General features: G+C 62.4%; 24 protein-coding genes. 12 read left to right on the top strand and 12 right to left on the bottom strand.

Annotated elements, in window-relative coordinates; all coding sequences use genetic code 11:
• Nucleotides 1-38 precede the first annotated feature (38 nt).
• Nucleotides 39-542 carry a SixA phosphatase family protein gene (locus NKH02_RS08105; RefSeq protein ID WP_352870901.1) on the bottom strand — a complete coding sequence of 168 codons (504 nt, stop codon included), beginning with the start codon at nt 540-542 and terminating at the stop codon, nt 39-41.
• 332 nt (nt 543-874) lie between these two features.
• Here NKH02_RS08105 and dksA point away from each other — a divergent pair, with 332 nt between their 5' ends.
• The gene (gene dksA, locus NKH02_RS08100) at nt 875-1,291 is read left to right on the top strand and encodes an RNA polymerase-binding protein DksA (RefSeq protein ID WP_013531862.1); all 417 of its coding nucleotides are present in this window, start codon (nt 875-877) and stop codon (nt 1,289-1,291) included.
• Nucleotides 1,292-1,522: 231 nt separating this feature from the next.
• Here the strand turns inward: dksA and NKH02_RS08095 are convergent, their stop codons facing one another.
• On the bottom strand, nt 1,523-2,260 hold the full coding sequence (locus NKH02_RS08095) for a hypothetical protein (protein WP_352877769.1): 738 nt from the start codon (nt 2,258-2,260) through the stop codon (nt 1,523-1,525).
• Nucleotides 2,261-2,483: 223 nt separating this feature from the next.
• Between NKH02_RS08095 and cckA the strand changes: the two genes are divergently transcribed.
• Both cckA and NKH02_RS08085 read left to right on the top strand, forming a co-directional pair.
• On the top strand, nt 2,484-5,057 hold the full coding sequence (gene cckA / locus NKH02_RS08090) for a cell cycle histidine kinase CckA (protein ID WP_352877766.1): 2,574 nt from the start codon (nt 2,484-2,486) through the stop codon (nt 5,055-5,057).
• Between the two features lie 85 nt (nt 5,058-5,142).
• A complete protein-coding gene (locus NKH02_RS08085) occupies nt 5,143-5,853 on the top strand; it encodes a purine-nucleoside phosphorylase (RefSeq protein WP_352877764.1) in 711 nt (236 codons plus the stop codon).
• Here the strand turns inward: NKH02_RS08085 and NKH02_RS08080 are convergent.
• A complete protein-coding gene (locus NKH02_RS08080) occupies nt 5,850-6,155 on the bottom strand; it encodes a ribbon-helix-helix domain-containing protein (protein WP_352870912.1) in 306 nt (101 codons plus the stop codon). The two genes, NKH02_RS08085 and NKH02_RS08080, sit on opposite strands and share 4 nt — an antisense overlap.
• Before the next feature lie 225 nt (nt 6,156-6,380).
• On the opposite strand from NKH02_RS08080, the gene NKH02_RS08075 reads away from it, so the two are divergent.
• The 3 genes from NKH02_RS08075 to NKH02_RS08065 all read left to right on the top strand — a co-directional run bounded on the left by NKH02_RS08075 (nt 6,381) and on the right by NKH02_RS08065 (nt 9,086).
• A complete protein-coding gene (locus NKH02_RS08075; RefSeq protein ID WP_352877761.1) occupies nt 6,381-6,776 on the top strand; it encodes a VOC family protein in 396 nt (131 codons plus the stop codon).
• Between the two features lie 169 nt (nt 6,777-6,945).
• Nucleotides 6,946-7,476, top strand: a complete 531-nt coding sequence (locus NKH02_RS08070) for a gluconate 2-dehydrogenase subunit 3 family protein (protein WP_352870906.1) — start codon at nt 6,946-6,948, stop codon at nt 7,474-7,476.
• Nucleotides 7,477-7,514: 38 nt separating this feature from the next.
• Complete coding sequence (locus NKH02_RS08065; RefSeq protein ID WP_352877759.1) at nt 7,515-9,086, top strand: GMC family oxidoreductase; 1,572 nt, start codon at nt 7,515-7,517, stop codon at nt 9,084-9,086.
• Between the two features lie 64 nt (nt 9,087-9,150).
• Here the strand turns inward: NKH02_RS08065 and NKH02_RS08060 are convergent, their stop codons facing one another.
• Nucleotides 9,151-9,564 (bottom strand): hypothetical protein, encoded by a 414-nt coding sequence (locus NKH02_RS08060; protein WP_352877756.1) that lies wholly within the window; start codon nt 9,562-9,564, stop codon nt 9,151-9,153.
• A 314-nt stretch (nt 9,565-9,878) separates the two neighbouring features.
• On the opposite strand from NKH02_RS08060, the gene urtA reads away from it, so the two are divergent.
• From urtA to NKH02_RS08030, 6 genes are all read left to right on the top strand, one after another.
• Nucleotides 9,879-11,189: an urea ABC transporter substrate-binding protein gene (gene urtA / locus NKH02_RS08055; protein ID WP_352870909.1), complete on the top strand. Its 1,311-nt coding sequence runs from the start codon at nt 9,879-9,881 to the stop codon at nt 11,187-11,189.
• A gap of 99 nt (nt 11,190-11,288) precedes the next feature.
• Nucleotides 11,289-12,902, top strand: a complete 1,614-nt coding sequence (gene urtB, locus NKH02_RS08050) for an urea ABC transporter permease subunit UrtB (RefSeq protein WP_352877753.1) — start codon at nt 11,289-11,291, stop codon at nt 12,900-12,902.
• A complete protein-coding gene (gene urtC, locus NKH02_RS08045; RefSeq protein ID WP_352877751.1) occupies nt 12,899-14,131 on the top strand; it encodes an urea ABC transporter permease subunit UrtC in 1,233 nt (410 codons plus the stop codon). Before urtB ends, urtC begins: the two co-directional genes overlap by 4 nt.
• A gap of 6 nt (nt 14,132-14,137) precedes the next feature.
• Nucleotides 14,138-14,884, top strand: a complete 747-nt coding sequence (gene urtD / locus NKH02_RS08040) for an urea ABC transporter ATP-binding protein UrtD (protein ID WP_352871715.1) — start codon at nt 14,138-14,140, stop codon at nt 14,882-14,884.
• Between the two features lie 69 nt (nt 14,885-14,953).
• Nucleotides 14,954-15,649, top strand: a complete 696-nt coding sequence (gene urtE / locus NKH02_RS08035) for an urea ABC transporter ATP-binding subunit UrtE (RefSeq protein WP_109669216.1) — start codon at nt 14,954-14,956, stop codon at nt 15,647-15,649.
• 271 nt (nt 15,650-15,920) lie between these two features.
• Entirely contained in the window at nt 15,921-16,097 is a 177-nt protein-coding gene (locus NKH02_RS08030; RefSeq protein ID WP_023759335.1) for a hypothetical protein, read from the top strand.
• A gap of 50 nt (nt 16,098-16,147) precedes the next feature.
• On the opposite strand, the gene NKH02_RS08025 is transcribed toward NKH02_RS08030, so the two are convergent.
• The 8 genes from NKH02_RS08025 to NKH02_RS07985 all read right to left on the bottom strand — a co-directional run bounded on the left by NKH02_RS08025 (nt 16,148) and on the right by NKH02_RS07985 (nt 24,617).
• Complete coding sequence (locus NKH02_RS08025; protein ID WP_352877749.1) at nt 16,148-17,299, bottom strand: GGDEF domain-containing protein; 1,152 nt, start codon at nt 17,297-17,299, stop codon at nt 16,148-16,150.
• A 508-nt stretch (nt 17,300-17,807) separates the two neighbouring features.
• Complete coding sequence (locus tag NKH02_RS08015; protein WP_352877745.1) at nt 17,808-18,611, bottom strand: DUF72 domain-containing protein; 804 nt, start codon at nt 18,609-18,611, stop codon at nt 17,808-17,810.
• A gap of 42 nt (nt 18,612-18,653) precedes the next feature.
• The gene (locus tag NKH02_RS08010; protein WP_352877743.1) at nt 18,654-19,118 is read right to left on the bottom strand and encodes a GNAT family N-acetyltransferase; all 465 of its coding nucleotides are present in this window, start codon (nt 19,116-19,118) and stop codon (nt 18,654-18,656) included.
• A 35-nt stretch (nt 19,119-19,153) separates the two neighbouring features.
• Entirely contained in the window at nt 19,154-22,075 is a 2,922-nt protein-coding gene (gene uvrA, locus NKH02_RS08005; RefSeq protein WP_352877741.1) for an excinuclease ABC subunit UvrA, read from the bottom strand.
• A gap of 714 nt (nt 22,076-22,789) precedes the next feature.
• On the bottom strand, nt 22,790-23,083 hold the full coding sequence (locus NKH02_RS08000) for a hypothetical protein (RefSeq protein ID WP_352871727.1): 294 nt from the start codon (nt 23,081-23,083) through the stop codon (nt 22,790-22,792).
• A gap of 84 nt (nt 23,084-23,167) precedes the next feature.
• Nucleotides 23,168-23,773, bottom strand: a complete 606-nt coding sequence (locus tag NKH02_RS07995; protein ID WP_352871729.1) for an ATP-dependent Clp protease proteolytic subunit — start codon at nt 23,771-23,773, stop codon at nt 23,168-23,170.
• Nucleotides 23,774-23,796: 23 nt separating this feature from the next.
• Nucleotides 23,797-24,306, bottom strand: coding sequence for an SRPBCC family protein (locus tag NKH02_RS07990; protein WP_352877739.1), 510 nt, complete (start codon nt 24,304-24,306; stop codon nt 23,797-23,799).
• The gene (locus tag NKH02_RS07985) at nt 24,303-24,617 is read right to left on the bottom strand and encodes an ArsR/SmtB family transcription factor (RefSeq protein ID WP_352877737.1); all 315 of its coding nucleotides are present in this window, start codon (nt 24,615-24,617) and stop codon (nt 24,303-24,305) included. The genes NKH02_RS07990 and NKH02_RS07985 overlap by 4 nt, the downstream gene beginning before the upstream one ends.
• Nucleotides 24,618-24,820 lie beyond the last annotated feature (203 nt).

Here is a 24,820-nt window from a genome sequence, read left to right as displayed (position 1 = left end):
GCCCGATATAGGCTCTGCAACCCGCGTTTGAAATGGCTTCAGAGATTGGCCGGCGTCAGGAACGCTTCGAGATAGCCGGTGCCCTGGGCGGCCTTGGCAAGATCGCCGTCGAAGCGGACGACCGCCAGGCCCGCGGTCGGGAACCCATGGTTGAGTGTTGCCCGCGCCGTCTCGTCGCCATCGCCCGAAACCGCCATGGTGAGATCTTCCGTCATCGGATTGTGGCCGATGACCAGCAAGGAGCCCGATCCGCCATTGTCGCGGATGAGATGGAGGTAGCCGGCCGCGTCCGCGCTGTAGAGCGTGTCGAAGAACAGCACCCGACCGGTGTCGGTCTGGCCGGCCAGGCCTTCCAGCGTCTCCTTGGCGCGTTTGGCATTGGAGCACAGCGTCAGGTCCGGAACATAGGAGCGGGAGCGCATGGCGGCGCCCATCATTTCGGCGTCGGCGCGGCCGGATGCATCGAGCGGGCGATCGAAATCGCGCATGCCGGGCAGTGCCCAGCCAGCCTTGGCATGTCGCAACAGATAAAGCCTGCTCACCCAACCTCCGAATGCCGTGGCCTTCCGGGATTAGCCACGAGAACGCGTTGCGCACAATGGCTCGTGTGCCTCGAATACCCGAATCACCCATGATGCGGTGCCGCAAAAGGCGATAGTGCATCGGCCGAAGATCACAGCCGATGTTCCGAAAGCATGTTTCACAGGATCCAACGTGTCACAGCGTAGTTTGGTATCAAGACCACCGCGCACCGCTGCAAAGGTGCGCTCCGGCGCACATTAACAATTGCGTGAGACAGCGGCTGATTGCGCTTGTGCAGGCGTCGGACGGCGAATATATAGGCGCCAAATTTGGGGCAGTTTGGGTGAGTCGAATGAACGACATCGTTACCGCCGATTACGTACCCTCCGAAGACGAGCCGTTCATGAACGAGCGGCAGAAATCCTATTTCCGCTCAAAGCTCGTCACCTGGAAGAACGACATATTGCGCGAAGCGCGCGAAACACTGGAAATCCTGCAACAAGAAAACGCCAACCATCCCGATCTGGCCGATCGCGCCTCTTCGGAAACCGACCGCGCCATCGAACTCAGGGCGCGTGACCGTCAGCGCAAGCTCATTGCAAAGATCGATTCCGCGCTGCAGCGCATCGACGAAGGCACTTATGGCTATTGCGAAGAGACCGGCGAGCCGATCGCGCTGAAGCGGCTCGATGCACGTCCGATCGCGACGTTGTCGATCGAAGCGCAGGAGCGGCATGAGCGCCGCGAAAAAGTCTACCGCGACGACTGAGAGTCAAAGCCGGCGGCGCACGACCGGCCGTCATGAGCGACGTTGATTTTGAAATGGCCGGTTTTCCGGCCATTTCATTGGCGCGGCAGACCGGTCAGGGCGCACGAAATCCACAAAACCTTGAAGCATGGGCTCTTGACCCCATGGCCCTTGACGTATGGGCCTTCCGAAAGGTGGTTCGGCAGCCAAACCGGTTACGATTTTCGCTTGGGATAGCTAATCAGGGGCCGCTCATCGCTTCTGGCTGGAGAGTTCGCCGAGAAGCTTGGTCATTTCATCGTCGAGCGACTGTGGTGTCTTGGCCGCCGGCTTGCCCGCCGGGCTGCCGGAGCGGGGCTGGTCGAGCGACACTTCGAGTTCCCTCATCAGCGTGTCGTCGATGCTCTCCTGTCTCGGCGGCGGCAGTGGTGCAGGCCGGACGACATTGGCATTCGCGGAGCCGTAGGCGGGCAGCGGCGTGACATTGGTCGGCTGGTAGCTTTGCGCCGCGGTTGGCGGTGCCGGTGCTGTTTGGCGCGGGCGAGCGGGCGGCGCTGTGTTCGCCGGCTGCGGAGCCGGTGCCTGTCTTGGCGGCGGTGGAGCGGGTTGCGGCGGACGCGGCCTTGCCGCCGGGGCCGCGGCGGCCGGCACCGGCTGCAAGCCGCCGTCTCCGGTCAATGCCGGACGCCGCGGCGCCGAAAGACGGATATCGCGCTCGACGACGAGGTCGGTCGGGCCGCCGATCAGAAGCAGATGCTCGATGTCATCGCGGCGCACCAGCACCAGCCGGCGATGGCTGTCGACGGCGGTGGCGTCCATGACGGCCAGCCGTGTCTTGCGGTTCCTGCCGCCGGCAACGAAGGTTCCGAACGTCAGATTGCGCACCAGTTTCACGAGGATGAGAACGATGACCAGCAGGACAAGTGCTGCAAACGTCCACAACAGTGCCGCGGCATAACCAGGACCCGCCACGCTATCCAGCCATTGCATCGGTTTCCCCTGATTGCCCTTGGAAGTGACGCGACACTAGACCGTTGCGGCGGGCCACCGCAAGTTGCGTTTCACGCTGGTGAACAGCTAGAAAAACTCCGAAGGCTTGAAGACATCATTTTTATCCGACATTTGCCGCCAAGGCCTTTTCCGGACTAGGAGAATGTGATTCAACCCGCTAGGGGCGGATGTCGGAACACCGGAATTCACGAGCAGGGGGCATATGGCCAAGGAAGCGCGCGGCGATTTCTATCCGGTACCGATCGTCGACCAGAACACGCGACCGGGCGCGGTCACCCGGCTCATCATTTTCATCGTCGTTCTGACGGGGGCGGCGATCGTCTTCGGCCTTTTCCGCGAGCGCCTCGGCGATCCTTTCCTGCTCGGCATGCTCGGCGTGCTGGCGATGATCGGCGTCGGCTTCCTGTTTGCCACGGCGATCGGCTTCGTGCAGGTCACGCCGCGCTCGACAGGCGACGAACTGTCGAAATCCTTCGTCGATTCGATGTCGCAGGGCCTTCTCGTCACCGACACCAAGGGCCGTGTCGTCTACGCCAATCGCGCCTATGCCGATATGACCGGAGCGTCGTCGGCGGCCGACCTGAAGACGGTCGAGGGGTTGCTCTCGGATGTCCCCGAAGCGTCGGTGACGATCTATCGCCTGGCGTCCGGCCTGCGCGACGGCCAGCCGGGCGATGGCGAGTTTCGGCTCGCGCAATCCATTCGGCCCGGTGCCGAGCCCGGCGCCCGCTGGTACCGGGCGCGCGCCCGCACCTTCAGCGTTCCAGGCCAGCGGCTGCCGATGCTGGCCTGGCAGCTTGCCGACATCTCGCAGGAGCGGGCCGAGCAGGAGCGGTTCTTCCTCGATTTGCAGCAGGCGATAGATCATCTCGACCACGCGCCGGCCGGCTTCTTTTCGGCCGACCAGGAGGGCCGCGTCACCTACATCAATGCCACGCTCGCCGAATGGCTGGGCATCGACCTCACCAGCTTCACGCCCGGTGCGGTCTCCCTGGCCGAGATCGTGGCCGGCGACGGCATGGCGCTGGTCCGTTCGGTCAAGGCCGATCCCGGCACGACGCGCAACGCGGTCGTCGATCTCGACTTGACGACGATGACGGGCGAAGCGCTGCCGGTGCGCTTCATGCATCGCGTTTCGGCCAGCCGCGAAGGCCTCAACGGCCCGACGCGCACGATCGTGCTCAACCGCACGCAAGGCGAGGACTCCTCTGCCGATTTGCGGGCCTCGGAAGTGCGCTTCACCCGCTTCTTCAACTCGACACCGATGGCGATAGCCGGCGTCGACCACGACGGGCGCATCCTGCGCACCAATGCGCCGTTCCTGTCGCTGTTTTCATCCGTCGTCGACCGCGACGCCGTCGATCGCCGTGTGCGGCTCGACACGGTCATCCATGAACGCGACCGGCTGGCCTTCGCGGCTGCTTTCGAAAAGGCGCAGCAGCGGCAGGCCGACATCGAGCCGATCGATACGCTTCTGCCCGGCAATGACGAGCGGCACATCCGTTTCTACGTCAACGCTGTCGCCGACGGTACCGGCGGCGAGGGCGCCGAGGAGTCCGCCATCGTCTACGCCGTCGAGACGACGGAGCAGAAAGCGCTCGAAGGGCAGATGGCGCAAAGCCAGAAGATGCAGGCGGTGGGCCAGCTTGCCGGCGGCATCGCGCATGATTTCAACAATGTGCTGACCGCCATCATCATGGCGTCCGACCTTTTGTTGACCAACCACCGTCCGTCGGACCCGTCCTTCCCCGACATCATGAACATCAAGCAGAATGCCAACCGGGCGGCCTCGCTGGTGCGGCAGTTGCTGGCCTTCTCGCGCAAGCAGACGTTGCGGCCGGAAGTGCTCAACCTGACCGACGTGCTCGCCGATCTCAGGATGCTGCTGGCCCGCCTGGTCGGCAACGACATCAAGCTGAAGGTCGACCATGGCCGCGACCTGTGGCCGGTCAAGGTCGATATCGGGCAGTTCGAGCAGGTGGTGGTCAACCTCGCGGTCAACGCGCGCGACGCCATGCCGGGGGGTGGTGATCTCACCGTGCGCACCCGCAATGTGACCGCCGAGGAATGCAAGGCCTTTTCCTATCGTGAACTCACCCCGGCCGACTATGTCGTGGTCGAAGTCGAGGACACCGGCAGCGGTATCGCGCCCGACGTGCTGAAGAAGATTTTCGAGCCCTTCTTCACCACCAAGGAAGTCGGCAAGGGCACCGGCCTTGGCCTGTCGATGGTCTACGGCATCATCAAGCAGACCGGCGGCTTCATCTACTGCGATTCCGAGGTCGGCAAAGGGTCGACTTTCCGCATTTTCCTGCCACGTCATATCGCGGACGTAAAAAAAGCAGGCGAGCCCGACGATGTGCCGGCGGCACCGGTGAAGGTGGCCGATGCGGCCAAGGACCTGTCTGGCTCGGCCACGGTGCTGCTCGTCGAGGACGAGGATGCCGTGCGCATGGGCGGCATGCGCGCGCTGGTGTCGCGTGGCTACACCGTGCATGAGGCGTCTTCGGGCGTCGAGGCGCTGGAAGTGTTCGAGGCGCTGGGCGGCAAGGTCGACATCGTCGTTTCCGACGTGGTGATGCCGGAAATGGATGGACCGACCCTGCTTGGTGAGTTGCGCAAGCGCCAGCCGGACATCAAGTTTGTCTTCGTGTCCGGTTATGCCGAGGACGCATTCGCCAGAAACCTGCCGGCCGACGCGCATTTCGGCTTCCTGCCAAAGCCGTTTTCGCTCAAGCAGCTGGCGACGATCGTCAAGGACATGCTGGAGTCTTAGAACTTCTCTATTTTCTTCCCTTGCGTCGCGCCGTGACAACGCCATGATCGCGGGTGAAACGGCAAGCGGGCTTGGGGAGCAGCGATTGACGCCGCACAACGAAGCGGACAAGGACGACTACGCCGACACGGTGCTGTTGCCGGGCGATCCGCAGCGCGCCGATTGGATGGCGCAAACCTTCCTGGAAGTGCCGCGCTGCATCAATCGCCGACGCGGCGCGCTTGGCTTTACCGGACTGTTTCGCGGCAAGCCCGTCAGCATCCACTCGACCGGCATCGGCGTCTCGTCGTTTCTGATCTATGTGCATGAATTGCTTGATTATTATGGCGCCCGGACGCTGATCCGTACCGGCACCTGCGGCAGCCTGACCGCCAAGGCAAAGCTGCGCAGCTTGGTCATCTCGCAATCGGCACAAGCGGAAAGCGCGCAGAGTGGTCAGGTCTTCGGCCTTTATGAACCCGCCGGCCCGGATCCGGCGCTTCTCGCCTGTGCGCTTGCCAAGGCGGCCGAACTTGGCATCGACCATTGCACCGGCCCAACGGTGTGCAGTGACATCTTTTATCACCCCGAAGGAGCCGGCCGCTTTGCCGATGCGCGGGCGGCCGGAGCCCTGGCCGTGGATATGGAAACCAGCGCTCTTTATCGCATCGCCGCGCATTTCGGGGCTCGCGCGCTGTCGATCTGCGTCGTGGTCGACGACATCGAGACCGGCGAACAGATCGATTATTCCGAGCGCCAGGCGCTTTTCACCGACATGACCCGGCTAGCGCTCGCGGTCGCCGTGGAGGCGCCCTAGGCCGCTTCCCGCTTCGGCACCATCCGCTCTTCCATGCTCGGCCGGTGGCCACGCAGGTAGAGCGCGCAGGTGGTGCGCAGCATCGACGCAAAGTTCGGAATGGCTCCGTTGATCTCGATGGCTTCGTCATAAAGCTTGGAGATGAATTTCGGCGTCGTCAAACCCTGGTTTTCAGCGATTTCGTCCAGCAAGGCCCAGAATGTCGCTTCAAGCTGGATGCTGGTCGAGTGGCCGTCGATGCGAATCGACCGGTTGATCTGGCGATAGCCTTCGGGATCCTGGCCCGCAAACACCCTGCACATCCGACAAACCTCCCATGATTGTTGGTCTTGGGTGGACGGGCCTGCGGTTTGATACTGCTTAACCTGTCCCCATGTGCATTCTCGGGCAAAATCGCCGCGACGGCAATCGGACTTTTGTCCCTGTCGGCGATGCAGGACGGTTACGGCCTCGGGCGGGGTAACCGGCTGCCACCACCTTTTGTCCGCGCCGCGCATAATCGCCTGCACACCATCGCGGAGACTGATTTGCCCAAGGCGATCCACAGCATGATCCGGGTCCTCGACGAGGCCCGATCCGTCGACTTCTACAGAAATGCCTTCGGGCTCGATGTCGCCGACAGGCTGGACTTCGAGACTTTCACGCTCGTCTACCTCAGCAATGCCGAGACGGGGTTCGAGCTCGAACTGACCGTGAACAAGGATCGGCAGGAGCCTTACGCACTCGGCGACGGCTACGGTCACCTTGCGGTCTCGGTCGTCGACCTCGACAGCGAACATGACCGTCTCGGCGCGATCGGCCTCAACCCGAAGAAGATCGTCGAGTTCAACCGCGACGGGTCGCTGATCGCCCGCTTCTTCTTCATCGAGGATCCCGACGGCTACAAGATCGAGGTTCTGCAACGCACAGGTCGCTTCCAATAGGAGAATATTCGGCCGCGCTCGCCAGCGCGACGCCAGCAACGGCACTCTCAAGCATGTCGCCCAAAAGTGCGCAGCGGTTTTGGGATGACGACATGCACAAACAAGGTCTTGAAGCCCGTCAATTGTGACGTGCTTCAAGGGGTGCAAATAGCAAGCAGGGAGGAACAAAATGGTCACGATCTATGACGCGAAGCCTGGGCTTTCACGTCGCGAGCTTCTCAAACGCGGTGGCATCGGCGCGCTGCTGGTCATCTCCGGCAGTGCGGTCATCAGTCCCGAACATGCCTGGGGGCTCGAGACATCGGCGCTCAAGCCCGAAACCATGGCGACGCTGATCCAGATGGCGCGCGACATCTATCCGCACGATCAGGTCCCCGACAAATATTATGCCATTGCCGTGAAGGGCCATGACGAGGAGGCCGGCAAGGATGCCGCCTACAAGGCGATGATCGAAGACGGCATCGCCGACCTCGACAAGAAGGCCGGTGACGGCGGCTATCGAGGCCTCGGCTGGGAGGACCAGCGCGTCGGCGTGCTGAAGCAGGTCGAGGCGACGCCGTTCTTCCAGGCCATCCGTGGCGGCCTCGTCGTCAGCCTCTACAACCAAAAAGAGGTGTGGCCGATCTTCGGCTACGAGGGCGAATCCTATTCCAAGGGCGGCTACATCGCGCGCGGTTTCGACGACATCGAGTGGCTCTGAGCCCCCGAACCCGCAAACAGAAATCATGGGAGGAAACCATGGCAGCTTCATTTGATCTGAACAACGACGGCGTGGTCGTCATCATCGGCTCGGGCGCCGGCGGCGGCACGCTCGGCAACGAACTCGCCCAAAAGGGTGTCGACGTCGTCATCCTGGAAGCCGGCGCGCGCCACGAATACGAGGATTTCATCAACGACGAATGGGGCTCGTTCACCCAACTCGCCTGGACGGACAAGCGCACGACGTCCGGTGACTGGCGTGTGGCCAAGGATTTTCCGAACCTGCCTGCCTGGATCGTCAAGTCGGTCGGCGGTTCGACCACGCATTGGGCCGGAGCCTCGCTGCGCTTCCAGGAGCATGAGTTCAAGACGCTGTCGACCTACGGAAAATTGGAAGGCGCCAACCTGCAGGACTGGCCGATCACGCTGGCCGAGATGGAGCCCTACTATGCCAAGGCCGAAGCCAAGATGGGCGTCACCGGCACCAATGACTGGCCGAGGCTGCCGGGCAACAACAATTTCAAGGTGTTGAAGGCCGGCGCCGACAAGCTCGGCTACAAGGAATGCCACACCGGCAACATGGCGATCAACTCGGTCGAGCGCGACGACCGTATGTCCTGCCAGCAAACCGGCTTCTGCTTCCAGGGCTGCAAATGGGGCGCCAAATGGTCGACGCTCTACACCGAGATCCCCAAGGGCGAGGCGACGGGCCATCTCGAGGTCAGGCCGAACGCCATGGCGATCAAGATCAACCATGACGCCACGGGCAAGGTGACTGGCGTCGTCTATGCCGACAAGGACGGTAAGCTGCAGGAGCAGAAGGCGCGCATCGTCGCCGTCGCCGGCAACTCGATCGAAAGCCCGCGCCTGTTGCTCAATTCGGCATCGGGCAAATTCCCCGATGGTCTCGCCAACTCGTCGGGACAGATGGGCAAGAACTACATGCGGCACACCACCGGCTCGGTCTATGCCATCTTCGACAGACCGGTGCACATGTATCGCGGCACCACCATGGCCGGCATCATCCGCGACGAGGCGCGCCACGACCCGTCGCGTGGTTTCGTCGGCGGCTACGAGTTCGAGACGTTGTCGCTCGGTCTGCCGTTCATGGCCGCCTTCCTCGATCCGGGCGCCTGGGGCCGCTCCTTCACCACCGCCCTCGACCACTACGACCACATGGCCGGCCTGTGGATCGTCGGCGAGGACATGCCGCGCGCGGAGAACCGCATCACGCTGCATGCCGACGAGAAGGACGCGCACGGCATGCCGATCGCCGACGTGCATTTCGACGACCATCCGAACGACACCGCGATGCGCAGCCACGCCTACAAGCAGGCTTCGGCGCTTTACGATGCGGTCGGCGCCACGCGCACCTTCCCGACGCCACCCTATCCGTCGACCCACAATCTCGGCACCAACCGGATGAGCGAAAAAGCGGAAGACGGCGTCGTCAACAAGCATGGCCAGACGCACGACATCAAGAACCTGTTCGTGTCGGATGGCAGCCAGTTCACGACCGGTGCGGCGGAAAATCCGACGCTGACGATCGTGTCGCTGGCAATCCGCCAGGCCGATTACATCGCCGCGCAGATGTCGGCCAAGACGATCTAGTCACTTCCTCCCGACGACCTGATGGCGCGGAACCCGCAAGGTTCCGCGTCTTTTTCTTGCCGCCTCATTGCTTGGTGCAGGTCGAGGCGGTGAAGGCGCCGTCGGGCTGCTTCATGATGATGTCGAAAGAGGGCGGGGTCTGACCGTCCAACGTTGCCTGGGTCAGCGACAGCGAGTTGCCGCCGGCGGTATAGCCGCCCAATGGCCCGAGCCAGGAGATCCCGCCGTTTGCATCCATTTGATAATTGTACCCCTGCTGCGCGGTCCCGAAGGTGCCGAGGCCGGTGTAGAATGGGCCAGTGTAGACGTTCCCCTTGATGGTGATGTCGCCGAGATTGAGGAACATGCCAAGCAGATACACTTCGCAGCGATAGGTGCCGTCGGGCATCCTGCCGTCGCTGAAGTCGGCTCGCGCGGCCCCGGTTGCTGCCGCCGCAAGCAATATACCGATAAAAATGCGTGAAATGCCTGAAACCATGACGTCGCTCGTTTGAGGCGCGAGCTTGCCCTATTTTTGCACCGTGCCGCAACACCGGTCGTCTGCGACATGCCTACGAAGATCAAAATCTAGGCATTTAACAATAATGAGCGAAAATTAGGCAGATGCCCCCGTGTGCTGCGCAAATTTCTCTCAATCAATTTTTAACCAGCTCTCTATGTTTCTATAAGCCTGGCATTTCAACACGCTGATAACGCTGGACTATTCGTCTCCATTTGGTGTCGCCAAGGCGATTGGCATGGGGGTTGCTTTGTAGTGTTGCGGTGCAATCAACCAGCTTGGGAGTCTGTAATATGAGGGGTAATTTCTCGACAATAACAAAGATGTTTTCGGCGAGCGTGGTTGCCGCCGGCCTGTTGATGTCCGCACCCGCCAGGGCGGCCGACGACACCATCAAGGTCGGCATTCTCCATTCGCTGTCGGGGACCATGGCGATTTCGGAGACGACGCTGAAGGACGCCATGCTGATGCTCATCGACGAGCAGAACGCCAAGGGCGGCCTGCTCGGCAAGAAGCTCGAGGCGGTTGTCGTCGATCCTGCTTCCAACTGGCCCCTGTTCGCAGAAAAGGCGCGCGAACTGATCTCCAAGGACAAGGTCGCGGCGGTGTTCGGCTGCTGGACCTCGGTGTCGCGCAAGTCGGTGTTGCCGGTGTTCTCCGAACTCGACAACATCCTGTTCTATCCCGTCCAGTATGAGGGCGAGGAAAGCGAGCGCAACGTGTTCTACACGGGCGCGGCGCCGAACCAGCAGGCCATTCCGGCGGTCGATTATCTGATGAGCGAGGATGGCGGTTCGGTGAAGCGCTGGGTGCTGGAAGGCACCGACTACGTCTATCCGCGGACCACCAACAAGATCCTCGAGGCCTATCTGAAGGCCAAGGGCGTCGCTGCCGAAGACATCATGGTCAACTACACGCCGTTCGGCTTCTCCGACTGGCAGACCGAGGTTTCGGCGATCAAGAAGTTCGGGTCGGCCGGCAAGAAGACCGCCGTCGTCTCGACCGTCAATGGCGATGCCAATGTGCCGTTCTACAAGGAACTCGGCAACCAGGGCGTCAAGGCCGAGGACATCCCGGTCATGGCCTTCTCCGTCGGCGAGGAAGAACTCGCCGGTCTCGACACCGCGCCGCTGGTCGGCCATCTCGCCGCCTGGAACTACTTTGAAAGCATCGACACGCCCGAGAACAAGAAGTTCATCGCCGGCTGGCACAAGTTCATCAAGAACGACAAGCGCACCACCAACGACCCGATGGAGGCCCATTACATCGGCTTCAACATGTGGGTGAAGGCGGTCGAGAAGGCCGGCACCACGGATCCGGACAAGGTCATCGACGCCATGGTCGGTGTTTCGGTGCCTAACCTGACCGGCGGCTATTCGACGATGATGCCGAACCACCACATCACCAAGCCGGTGCTGATCGGTGAAATCCAGGCCGACGGCCAGTTCGAAACCGTCTCGCGCACGCCGGGCCTGGTGATGGGCGACGAGTGGTCCGACTATTTGCCTGATTCCAAGGACCTGATCTCCGATTGGCGCGCGCCTCTGTCCTGCGGCAACTTCAACGTCGCCACGGGCAAGTGCGGCGGCAAGGGAACGAACTGATCCTCCCCGGGCTGATCTAGTCAGACCGCGCGCGTCCGGACGGCTTCCTCCGCCGTCCGGACGTCCAATTCAAACCTTTCAAGGGGTTAACATAAGCCGATGACCTTGATCCGCGCCGGCCTGACGCTGTTGTTCCTGCTGGCGACTCTGTCGTCATCGGGCGCTGGCGAAGCCGATCTGCGCGGCATCATCGCCAAATTCGCGACGGCCAAGGGTTTTTCTGAGATCGGAGCCGTCGTCCACGAACTGGCTGCCACCGGCGACCCGGCGGTGGAGCGGCCGCTTGCGGCGCTCGCCGACGGCAACCTCTACATCCGCAAGGCCGATTCCCTGGTGTTCGCCGGCAAGGAAGCGGGCGAGAGCGTCCAACTTTTCGATCCGCTGAGCGGCGAGGCATCGGGCGAGGCGGCCAAGGACGACATCACCAAGATCAAGGTCAACAACACGCTGCGCCGCGCCATCCGCGATGCGCTGGGCATGCTGACGCTTGGCGCCAAGGATCCGGCTGTACGTATTGCGGCGGCCGATACCATGTTCAAGACGCCCGACGCCGCAAACATCGAACCGCTCGACACCGCGATCGCCAGCGAGGCCGTGGCCAGCGTCAAGGCTCTGCTCGAACAGGCTCGTGCGGCCTCCATCCTGGTCTCCGACCGACCAGACGCGGACAAGCTCGCCGCAATTGCGCTCATCGGTGCACGGGGCGACCGTGATGCGGTTTCGTTGCTGACTTCGGTCGAGGCGAATTCTCCGGATGCGGTCAAGCAAGCGGCGACAGCCGCGATCGCCACCATCAATTCGACCCTGGCCTTCTGGGAAGCCGGCCAGAACATCTGGTACGGGATCTCGCTCGGCTCGGTGCTGCTGCTGGCGGCGATCGGGCTTGCCATCACCTTCGGCGTCATGGGCGTCATCAACATGGCGCATGGTGAGATGGTCATGCTCGGCGCCTACACGACCTTCGTCGTCCAGCAGGTGATCCGTACGTCTTTTCCGGACCTGTTCGACTGGTCGCTGGTCATCGCGCTGCCGCTCGCCTTCCTCGTCTCGGCACTGGTTGGCCTGATCATCGAGCGTGGTGTCATCCGGTTCCTCTACGGCCGGCCGCTGGAAACGCTGCTGGCGACATGGGGCGTTTCGCTGATCCTGCAGCAGACGGTGCGCTCGATCTTCGGGCCGACAAACCAGGAGGTCGGCAATCCCTCATGGATGTCGGGCTCGTTCAATGTCGGACAGCTTGCGATCACCTGGAATCGGCTGTGGATCCTGGTTTTCGCGCTCACCGTCTTCGCCATGCTGTTTTACGTGATGAAGCGCACGCCCTGGGGCCTGCAGATGCGCGCCGTCACCGCCAACCGGCGCATGGCCGCCTCGATGGGCATCAGGACGCCCTGGGTCGACGCGCTGACTTTCGCGCTAGGGTCCGGCATTGCCGGCATCGCCGGTGTCGCGCTCAGCCAGATCGACAATGTCTCGCCCAATCTTGGCCGCGGCTACATTATCGACAGCTTCATGGTCGTCGTCTTCGGCGGCGTCGGCAATCTGTGGGGCACGCTGGTCGGCGCGTTCTCGCTCGGCATCGTCAACAAGTTACTTGAGCCGTATGCCGGCGCCGTGCTCGGCAAGATCGTCGTGCTGGTCCTCATCATCCTGTTCATCCAGAAGCGCCCGCGCGGCCTGTTCGCGCTCAAGGGTAGGGCGGTGGAAGCATGATGTCAGGACGCTTCTTCGCCGCGGGCGCGGATCGCCGCATCGCCGTCACGATTCTCATCCTGCTGGCGGTGGCGGTCATCGTGCCGCTGCTCAATCTTGCGGTGTCTCCCACCAGCGCCTTCTACGTCCCATCCTACATCGTGGCGCTGACCGGCAAATATCTCTGCTACGCGCTGCTCGCCTTGGCGCTCGATCTTGTCTGGGGCTATTGCGGCATCCTTTCGCTCGGCCACGGCGCCTTCTTCGCGCTCGGCGGCTATGCGATGGGCATGTATCTGATGCGCCAGATCGGCTCGCGCGGCGTCTATGGCAACCCGATCCTGCCCGATTTCATGGTGTTCCTGAACTACAAGGAATTGCCGTGGTTCTGGTATGGCTTCGACCATTTCTGGTTCGCCGCGATCATGGTGCTCGCGGTGCCTGGCCTGCTCGCCTTCGTCTTCGGCTGGTTTGCCTTCCGCAGCCGTGTCACCGGCGTTTATCTCTCCATCATCACCCAGGCGATGACGTACGCGCTGCTGCTTGCGTTTTTCCGCAACGACATGGGTTTCGGCGGCAACAACGGCTTGACCGATTTCAAGGATATTCTCGGCTTCAACGTGCAGGCCGACGCGACGCGTTCGGCGCTGTTCGCGGCCAGTGCTGTGATGCTCGCGCTCGCCGTCTTCGTCACCTGGACAATCGTCGGTTCCAAATATGGCAAGCTGCTGATGGCGGTGCGCGACGCCGAGAGCCGCACGCGCTTCCTCGGCTGGCGGGCGGAGAATGTAAAACTGTTCGCCTTTACCGTGTCGGCTGTCATGGCCGGCATCGCCGGCGCGCTCTACGTGCCGCAGGTCGGCATCATCAATCCGGGCGAGTTCGAGCCGGCCAATTCGATCGAGGTCGTGGTGTGGGCGGCAGTCGGCGGACGCGGCACCATTGTCGGACCGATCATCGGCGCGCTGCTGGTCAATGCCGGCAAATCCTGGTTCACCGGCGTGCTGCCGGAATTCTGGCTGTTTGCATTGGGTGGGCTGTTCGTCGCCGTCACGCTTTTGCTGCCCCAGGGCATCATCGGCATGTGGGATTCCTGGCATGGCAACGCCAAAGCGTTGCGGGCAGCCTCGATTGCCGAGGAAGCGGGCACCGATGCCGTCGTTCCGCCGCCAGTGAAAATCGTTCGCAGCGCGGCGAGAACGCCCGGCGACTGGTCCTCGACCAGCCCAGAACCGCAGCCGGCGGAGTGAGCGACCATGTCGAAGTCGAACACGATCCTCTATCTCGACGGCGTCTCGGTTTCCTTCGATGGCTTTCGTGCCATCAACAAGCTGTCGCTGGTGCTCGACAAGGGCGAGATGCGGGCCATCATCGGCCCCAACGGGGCTGGCAAGACGACGATGATGGACATCGTCACCGGCAAGACGCGACCCGACGAGGGCGAGGTCTTCTTCGACGGAGAGGTGGATCTCACCAAGCATGACGAGGCCGAGATCGCCATGATGGGCATCGGCCGCAAATTCCAGAAACCGACCGTGTTCGAAAGCCACACGATCAAGGAAAACCTGATGCTGGCGCTGAAGGGTCCGCGCTCGATCTTTCCGGCGCTGTTCCATCGCCGCTCGGCCGCCGAGACGCGGCAGATCGACCACATCCTCGGCATCATCCGGCTTGGCGACAAGCGTAACGAACTGGCAGCCAATCTCAGCCATGGACAAAAGCAGTGGCTCGAGATCGGCATGCTGCTGGCGCAGGATCCGAAGCTGCTTCTGGTCGATGAGCCAGTCGCCGGCATGACCGATGCGGAGACCGAGGAAACCGCGCGCCTGCTCAAAGATATTGCGCGCGATCATTCAGTCATCGTCGTCGAGCATGACATGCATTTCGTGCGCGAGCTGGGCGTCAAGGTCACCTGCCTGCACGAGGGCTCGGTGCTGTCGGAAGGCACACTCGATTTCGTGTCGGCCGACGAGCGCGTCGTCGAAGTCTATCTGGGGAGGTGAGCATGGTCTGGCGGGTTCAATTCCATCGCTTCGATCTGTCGTTTCTCAGGTTCTGGAGAAGGCGCTGACATGCTCGAAGTTTCCAATGCCACATTGCACTACGGCGCCGCCCAGGCGCTGCGCGGCGTGTCGCTGAAGGCAGGCGCGGGCAAGATCACCTGCGTGCTCGGCCGCAACGGCGTCGGCAAGACCAGTTTGATGAGATCGATCGTCGGCCACCACCGGCTGACGAGCGGAAGCGTTGCCTTCGAGGGGAAGGCGCTCGACCGGAGCGCGGCGTATGACCGCGCCCGGTCGGGCATCGCATTCGTGCCGCAGGGCAGGGAGATCTTTCCGCTGCTCACCGTACGGGAAAATCTCGAATCGGGCTTCGCGCCGCTGAAGCGGGCCGACCGCAACATTCCGGCGCATGTCTTCGAATTGTTCCCGGTGCTCAAGCAGATGCTCGGCCGCCGTGGCGGCGACCTTTCCGGCGGCCAGCAGCAGCAGCTCGCCATCGGCAGGGCGCTGGTGATGCGGCCGAAGTTGCTGGTGCTCGACGAGCCGACCGAAGGCATTCAGCCGTCGATCATCAAGGATATCGGCCGTGCCATCCGCTATCTGCGCGACCAGGCCGGCATCGCCGTGCTTTTGGTCGAACAATATCTCGACTTCTGCCGCGAACTCGCCGACGAGGTCAACATCATGGACCGTGGCCTGATCGTCCATACCGGCCCGGCGGAAGATCTCGACAGGGCGGACGTTCGCAAGTTCCTGACGGTGTAGAATCGGCGCTGGACTTCAGTTGACGATCCGAAGTCCTTGGCAAGCCAATATTTCTCCGATCGAGCTCTCTGCGTCACTGGTGCGCCACAAGCTGCGTGCTAGTCTTTCCCCAAGGCTTTTGTGAGTCGGCCGCTTCCGTATCAGTCTGGTTCATCGCAGATCGAGGGCGCGGCTAGCACCGGGCAAGGTTCACGCAAGCAAGGCTTCCTAGCTTCCCTCCTGCGATCTCTGTCGTTCAAACGTGTTTGGGCACACAGGCCAAGGGACAGCCATGGAACGTTATGTCGAGGACTACCAGAAGCGGCGGCTTACCGAGCGCGTCGATATCATCACCGCCATCAACATCTTGAAGTCCCAAGGCTACGGCCACGACGACCTGATCGAGGAAATCACCAAGGTCTTCTATGTCGACCTGGATGCTTTCAATGAAATCGTCATGGCGGCATAGGAGCCGCATTCGCCCGTCCCGGTCGTAGCCATGGCGTCGGTGCGCGTGGTCTAACCCGCGCGCCGGAATGCCGAGGCGGTGACACGGTTGCGGCCGCCGCGCTTGGCGGCATAGAGCGCCTTGTCCGCGGCGCTGAGCACCTTGTCGAAGCTGAGGCCCTCCTTGGTGCCGAAGGCAAAACCGGCACTAACCGTGCATATCAGCGAGCCGGTCTCGGTTTCGATGCGACGCGCGGCAAAAACTGCCCGTATGGCTTCGGCGGTGGCTTCCACCGTTTCGGGCAAGGTCCGCTTCAGCACGAGCGCGAATTCCTCGCCGCCCATGCGCGCGGCGACGTCGGCCGGGCGAAGATTGCCGGCGAGGTCCCTGGCGAACACCCTCAGCACTTCATCGCCGGCGGCATGGCCGAATTCGTCGTTGATGGCCTTGAAGCCGTCGAGGTCGAACACCACCACGGCCGTGAAGGCGCCGACGGGCGCATCGCCGTGCATGTCGAACAAGGCACGGCGATTGAGAAGGCCGGTCAGCGGATCGGTCAGCGCATTGCGGCGGTGATAGTGTGCCAGGCGCCCCTGGTTGAGCGCCAGCGAAAGAGCACCGATACCGGTCATGCAGGCGATGACGATGACGAGGCTTAGGTCCTCAGCCCAGTTGCTCGGCGCATGGCCGAGCACAAGCTTACCGTCCGATGCCAGAACCATGGCGCACAGCACGAAGGATACGGCGGTGATCGAATAGAGCGCGGCGAGCCCGATGATCGGGGCAGGAGATTCGACGCGGCCCTTCCAGTATTCGAGAGCGGTGGCGAAGAGCAGCAGCGCGGCAAAGGAATTCTCCAGCATGAAGCCCAGTCCGTCATAGCCGAGCGCCATCGGCGGCAGGGCCACGGCCAGCGAGATGTTGGCGCCGAGCGCGATACGCGGCAGCGGAGAGCGGCCTGTCGTGAACTGGTGGGCGGCGCCGAGCATGGTCGAGAAACCGAACAGCAGCAGGGTGAGCGTGGCGACGCCGAGCATCGGTCCGGGCTGGTCGATATAGGCTTTGTAGGCAAAGACGTCGCCGACAACCAGAAGCACGCTGGCCGCCCAGGTCAGCAAGAATTTCTCGGAACGCGCGGTAAGCCAGATGCCGAACAACGTCAGGCTGAGGCAGGCGGCGGAAAAGCCGACCGCGAGCAGCAGTGAGTTGTAGTCGAGTGACATGCCCTCTTCCTTGCCCGCTCTGGGCAACTCCGCGCCCAGATGGATTCATGCAGCAAGGAAGTATCGATAAGGTTACGATATCAGTGAAGATGTCGAGATTTCGCCGTGTCAGAAGAGCGCCGACAACAACAGCAAGGCTAGGCCGATGCCCATCATCAACAGGCCTGGCCAATTCTGTGACAGGCCGAGGAAACCGAGCCCCCGCCGGCGTGGCTCGAGCGTCGGGCCTGGTGTTGCGAGGTTTGGCATCGGGCGATCTGGAACCACAGGCGCGGGATCGCTAAGCCGTCCGCGCCGAAGGGCGGCGCCTGCCATGTACACAACGCCAGCGACGGTAAGCAATGCACCGAGGAGGATGATAGCCATTTGTCCTTGCCCTTCTTTGCAGGGACTTGCGGGATCGGTGGCTAAGCGTTGGCGATGTCGCACGCGTCGCCGCCTGAGAGCATAGAACGATCAAAGCGCCGGGCAGGTTCCAAAGTAAGGCGCCGGGTGGAGATCCGCCGCTTTAATTCACACGCCTCATCAGCGCCATGGCGCCGAACGGCGCGCGCACCTTGCCCTCGGTGATGAAGTAGACGAACACGTCGCGCGGCTGGACCGGTGCATCGGTAGCGGGATCGGCACGCCGCAGGTCGGCCGGCTGCTTGCCCGCCGCCCAGACCTTTGCCCGCGCGGCCCATTCATCGAGACCCCTTGGCGTGTAGCAGTCGGGATTGTCGTCACTGCCGGTCTGCAGCCGTGCATAGACGAAATCACCGGTAACGTCGGCGATATCAGGATATTTGGCATGGTCGGCATAGACGATCGCCACCTTATACTTGCGCGCCAGCGCCGCGAATTCCGGCACGACAAAACTGTCGTTGCGCACTTCGACCGCGTGGCGCAGCGCGACGCCGTCCTGCTTTTCCGGCAGCAGTTTCAAAAAAGCTTCGAAATCGTCCGGATCGAACTTTTTCGTCGGCGCGAACTGCCACAGGATCGGCCCGAGCTTTTCGCCGAGTGCCGCCACACCCGAGCCGAGGAAGCGCATCATCGATTCGCCGGCCTCGCCAAGCACGCGGCGGTTGGTGACGAAGCGGTTGCCCTTCAGCGCATAGACGAAACCGTCCGGCGCCTCGCTTGCCCATTTGACGAAGGTCGGCTCCTTGAAGCTGGAATAATAGGTGCCATTGACCTCGATGGTCGGCACCTGCCGGGTGGCGTATTGCAACTGTTTGGCCTTCGACAGCTTGTCGGGATAGAAGGACGTGTCCCAGGGCTCGAAGGTCCAGCCGCCCATGCCGGCGCGGATTGTTCCCGATGTGCTCATTGTCATCCTCCCAAGTGAAGAAATCTGGCCGAGTTCAGAAGATCAGGCCGTTTCACCGACTGGTTTTGCCATGTCGACGAGCACCCATCCTGGCCGGTAGGGATTGGGCCGGCGCCCCGTTTCATGGAAACCATAGGCCAGATAGAGCGCGATGTTCCGCTCCATCCTGGCGTTGGTGTAGAGCCGCACCTCGGGCAGGCGCCACAGGCGCGTCTGCTCGTCGGCGTGTTTGAGCAGGGCGATGCCGAGGCCTTTGCCTTGAAAGGCCGGGGCAACCGCGACGGAAAAGATCATCGCATGATCGTCATGCCGCTCCACGGTGAGCGCTCCGGCCATCTCGCCGCCGCTCTCCAGAAGCCAGACCTCGCCACGCGCGATGCGCGGCGCATAGTCCTCGGTGACCGGAATCGGCGGTGCCCCGAACAGGGCGCTGTAGGGTGCATAGGCGGCTTCGGTTAGCGACACGACAGTTTGGAGATCACCGGCAAGCGCTCTTCGGATTGTCATTCAAAAAGCTCTCCAGGCGCCAACCGGCCGGATCATCACTCCGCCGCTTCGCGCTTGCCTCCGGGGCGTCGCTCCAGGAGCTCCTTGAGGAACTGGCCGGTGTAGCTGCGCTTTTCGCGCACGATCGCTTCCGGCGTGCCGGAGGCCACCAACTCGCCGCCGCCGTCGCCACCTTCTGGGCCGAGGTCGAGCACCCAGTCGGCGGTCTTGATGACTTCGAGATTGTGCTCGATGACCACCACCGTGTTGCCCTGGTCGACCAGCTCGTGCAGCACTTCCAGGAGCTTGGCGACGTCGTGGAAGTGCAGGCCGGTGGTCGGCTCGTCCAGGATGTAGAGCGTCTTGCCGGTCGCCTTGCGCGACAGCTCCTTGGCGAGCTTGATGCGCTGCGCCTCGCCGCCCGACAGCGTCGTCGCCTGCTGGCCGATATGGATGTAGCCGAGGCCGACCTGTTTCAGCGTATCGAGCTTGTCGCGCACACCGGGCACTGCGGCGAAGAAGTCGACGCCTTCCTCGACGGTCATGTCGAGCACGTCGGCGATCGACTTGCCCTTGAACAGGACATCGAGCGTCTCTCTGTTGTAGCGCTTGCCGTGACAGACGTCGCAGGTGACGTAGACGTCGGGCAGGAAGTGCATCTCGATCTTGATGACACCGTCGCCCTGACAGGCTTCGCAGCGCCCGCCCTTGACGTTGAACGAGAAGCGGCCGGGCTGATAGCCACGCGCCTTGGCCTCGGGAAGGCCCGCGAACCAGTCGCGGATCGGCGTGAAGGCGCCGGTATAGGTGGCCGGGTTGGAGCGCGGGGTCCTGCCGATCGGCGACTGGTCGATGTCGATGACCTTGTCGAGGAATTCGAGGCCCTCGATGCGATCATGATCGGCCGGGTGCTCGCGCGAGCCCATGATGCGGCGCGAGGCGGCCTTGAACAGCGTCTCGATCAGGAAGGTCGACTTGCCTCCGCCCGACACGCCGGTGACGGCGGTGAAGGTGCCGAGGGGGATTTCGGCGGTGACGTTCTTCAGATTGTTGCCGCGCGCGCCGACGATTTTGAGGCGCCGGTTTTTCTTCGCCTCGCGGCGCACGCCGGGCGTCGCCACTTCGAGCGCGCCCGACAAATATTTGCCGGTGATCGAATTGGGGTTGGCCATGACTTGCTGCGGCGTGCCCTGGGCAATGATCTCGCCGCCGTGGATGCCGGCGGCCGGGCCCATGTCGACGACATAGTCTGCATGCAGGATGGCGTCCTCGTCATGCTCGACGACGATCACCGTGTTGCCGATGTCGCGCAGGTGCTTGAGCGTATCGAGCAGGCGCGCATTGTCGCGCTGATGCAGACCGATCGACGGCTCGTCCAGCACATAGAGCACGCCGGTGAGGCCGGAGCCGATCTGCGACGCCAGCCGGATGCGCTGGCTCTCGCCGCCCGACAGCGTGCCGGAATTGCGCGACAAAGTGAGATAGTCGAGCCCGACATCGTTGAGGAAGCGCAGCCGCTCGCGGATCTCCTTGAGCACGCGCACCGCGATCTCGTTCTGCTTGTCGTTGAGCGACGCGGGCAGGTCGGTGAACCACTGGTCGGCCTTGCGGATCGAAAGTTCGGTGACTTCGCCGATGTGCCTGCCGGCGATCTTCACCGCAAGCGACTCGGGCTTCAGGCGGTAGCCCTTGCAGACCGGGCAGGGCGTGGCCGACATGAAGCGCTCGATCTCCTCGCGCATCCAGGCGGATTCGGTCTCCTTCCAGCGGCGCTCGAGATTGGGGATGACGCCTTCGAAGGTTTTCGTGGTCTTGTAGGAGCGCAGGCCGTCATCATACTGGAAGGTGATCTCGCGCTCGCCGGTGCCGCGCAGGATGGCTTCCTTTGCCTCTTCGGTCAGATCCCTGAACTTGTCGCCAAGCTTGAAGCCATAAGCCTTGCCCAGCGCCTCCAGCGTCTGTGTATAATAGGGCGAGGTCGACTTAGCCCACGGGCTGACGGCGCCGTCGCGCAGCGAGATGTTTTCGTCCGGCACGATCAGATTGCCATCGATGGCACGCTGGCTGCCGAGACCGTCGCAGGTCGGGCAGGCACCGAACGGGTTGTTGAACGAGAACAGGCGCGGTTCGATTTCCGGAATGGTGAAGCCGGAGACCGGGCAAGCAAATTTTTCCGAGAACAGGATGCGCTCATGCGTCTCGTTCTTCGACTTGTTGACCGAATCCTCGCCGGTCTGGCTGGAGTCGAGCGGCTTGTCGGCGAATTCGGCTACCGCCAACCCATCGGCCAGCTTCAGCGCCGTTTCGATGGAGTCGGCGAGCCGCGTCGCCAGATCGCCGCGCACGACGATGCGGTCGACGACGACGTCGAGGTCGTGCTTGTACTTCTTGTCCAGCGCCGGCACGTCGGCGATCTCGTAGAAGACGCCGTCGACCTTGACGCGTTGAAAGCCCTTCTTCTGCAGTTCCAGCAGTTCCTTGCGGTACTCGCCTTTGCGGCCGCGCACCATCGGCGCCAGGATGAACAGGCGCGTGCCTTCCTCGACCGCCAGCACGCGGTCGACCATCTGCGAAACCGTCTGACTCTCGATCGGCAGGCCGGTGGCCGGCGAATAGGGGATGCCGACGCGCGCGAACAACAGGCGCATATAGTCGTAGATCTCGGTGACGGTGCCGACCGTCGAACGCGGGTTCTTCGAGGTGGTCTTCTGCTCGATCGAGATGGCAGGCGACAGGCCGTCGATCTGGTCGACGTCAGGCTTCTGCATCATTTCGAGGAATTGCCGGGCGTAGGCCGAAAGGCTTTCGACATAGCGGCGCTGGCCTTCGGCATAGATGGTGTCGAAGGCAAGCGACGACTTGCCGGAACCCGACAGGCCGGTCATGACAATCAGGCTGTCACGCGGCAGGTCGAGATCGACATTCTTCAGATTGTGTTCGCGCGCCCCGCGAATGGAAAGATATTTATGGTCGGCCATCGCCGGTCGCCGCCTCAGAATCTGGAATTTCCTGGAATGGCGGGTTTTCCCAGCCATCCCCTATGTAGGTAGTTTTGCCGCCACGTCGAGAGACGCCACAATTCCCGACAAAAGCCGTTTAAGCGTCTTTCGCGTGAACGGGCAAGTAGAAAGAACAAAGACCGAACACGCTCCTGACAAAGCTGTGCAAAAACTGACTTGCACGTAACCTCCCGACGATCACATTTTTCGGTAACCGGCTATTGAAGCTTGACGGGCGCCGGCTCCTGGAGGCAAGCTTCGGCAGTCAACGAAGCCGGCCGTCTTTCGATGGTCTCGCCGCCCAGAGGCGGCCTGCGAGACGCCGCAGGCATTAGCGATTTGTGCTTCGGACGACAACGTCGCAATGGACAAAAAGGAGCGGAGCTATGACGCCACCGGATCGTCCCACAGGGTTCCAGTCGTTACTGGAGCGGCGGCAGGCATAAGTGCCAGGGTTTAGCGTTTGCGCCACCCGACAAACCGTGACCTGCCATACCCCGTAAAAATCAGAGACTGCAGTCGGATCGTCGGCTGACGCCGCGTTGCATCCGAAATCTAGTGCCGGCAGTACGCCCCCGGTAGAAGTTGGATTTTAGATCCAAAAAGGCCCCGTCCGTTTGCGCAAAGCACGGCGGGGCCGTTTTATGTGCGGATGTCTTGTTGGCGATATGCCAGCGCAGCACGCCGGCACCACTATCGGTGGCGGGGCTGCCCGATTGAGCCGGCTCCGAGATCGACGGTGATGCTGCCGGAAATCCTGACATCCGTATCGCCGATCTTGAACTGGCCGTTGCCGTTGCCGGGATATGCATCGTCGGGTTCGGGAGCCGGCTTGGCGATGCGATAGTCGCCGGCCACGCCGGGCAGGGCGCCTTTTTGCGCCTGCGCCGAGCTGTCGCCGGCGAAGGCCGTGCCGCTCGAAAGGCACACGAGCGCTACAACGGCGATGACACGGTGCAATGTTCTGGGTGGATGAGTGTCGATCATCCCAGGACTATAGTGGCCTGCCCCCGATGGGACCAGACCGGCATCATCAAATCTTCGAAAGCCGGCAGGAAGCCGGGCCTGGCTTTATGCCGCCTTTTTTCGCGTGTCGAAAACGTGGTCGACGATGCCCCAGGTCTGGGCCTCGCGGGCGGTCATGAAGTGGTCGCGGTCCAGCGTGCGTTCGACCTCCTCATAGGTGCGTCCGCAATGCTGCGCATAGAGCCCGGCCATGTGCCGTTTCGTCTGGACGATGCGCTCGGCATGGCGCTGGATGTCGGAGGCTTGGCCCTGGAACCCGCCCAGCGGCTGATGCAGCAGGATGGTGGCGTTCGGCAGCGAGATACGACGCCCCGGTGTGCCCGCCATCAGCAGGAAAGAACCCATCGAGGCGGCAAAGCCCATGCACACGGTCGACACCGGGCAGCTGATGTATTGCATCGTGTCGTAGATGGCGAAGCCGCTGGTCACCACGCCGCCCGGCGAGTTGATATAGAGCGAGATCTCCTTGTCGGGATTGTCCGATTCCAGCGACAGCAACTGCGCGCAGACCAGCGCCGAGATGTCGTCGTTGATCTCGCCATTGATGAAGACGATGCGCTCGCGCAGCAGCCGCGAGAAAATGTCGAAGGCGCGTTCGCCGCGGCTCGATTGCTCGATTACCATCGGCACCAGACTGGCAACACCGCTCATGATCTTCTCTCCATTGTCCTTGTTCAGGCTGCGCGCAGCAAGCGGCGAAGCGTGTTTGCGGCGATCGGCTTGCGTGTACCGTTGGCGTCGAGCGAAAGCCGGCAGCTAGCGCACGCCATGGCGACAGCGGGCATTGCCTTGCGGGCGAAGCCGTCATGGACGATGCGCAGATGGGTGCCGCCGGAAACGGTTCGGGCAAGTGTGAAGGTGACAATGCTGTCCAACGGGCCGTCGAGGCGATCCTGCCGCGCGGCGTCGCCTGGCTGCTCCCGCCAGGAATAGCGCAGCAGCTTCTCCGGCTCGGCGTCGAGGATTTCGCATTCGATCGCTGCATCCGGCCCGACGAAGGCAAAACGATTGCCGGTCTCCGGCCTGATGTCGTTCGGCATCATCCATGCGGCGAGCAGCTCCGGCACGGTCAGGGCCCGCCACACCTTTTCCGGCGGCTCGGCAAGGTCGTACTCGAACTCGATCGCATCGGGAGAGATCTCGCGATGGTTTTGGTCGGCTTTCATCGATCGAACGTTCGTCATTGGTCCATGTCCTTCAAAACCGCCTTCAATCTTTCGATGCGTTCCGGCCAGAAGGTCCGGTAGCGTTCGATCCAGGAGAGCAAGGGGGCGAGCCCCTGCGGATCGGCGCGGTAAAAAGCATTGCGGCCGGCACGTCGCTCGACCACCAGGCCGGCGCCGCGCAGCACCGCCAGATGCTGTGACACCGCCGGTTGCGACACCATCATGCCGGTGCGCAATTCCGATACCGTCATTTCACCAGCGGCGAGCCGCTCAAAGACGGCGCGGCGCGTCGGGTCGGCCAGGGCCCGGAAAATCTCTGCTTCGATCATGACAAAAGCATAAGTGGATACTTATCGATTTGGCAAGCGTTCTTTTCAAACCCATATGTGGGCTCCGGCGATGCTGCCATTCCTTGACAATAAGCGGCAGTGCGGATAAGAACGAAAAGGGAACAAAAACCTTGTGGGAAAAGCCAGCCTTAGCAGGCGGCCGACGCCCGCAGCCTGTAAGGTGCTGCGACAAAAATTGGTTT

The sequence above is a fragment of the Mesorhizobium sp. M1396 genome, assembly GCF_040317725.1.
In the GTDB taxonomy this organism is placed as follows: Bacteria; Pseudomonadota; Alphaproteobacteria; order Rhizobiales; family Rhizobiaceae; genus Mesorhizobium.
This window is presented reverse-complemented; position numbering and strand designations above follow the sequence as displayed.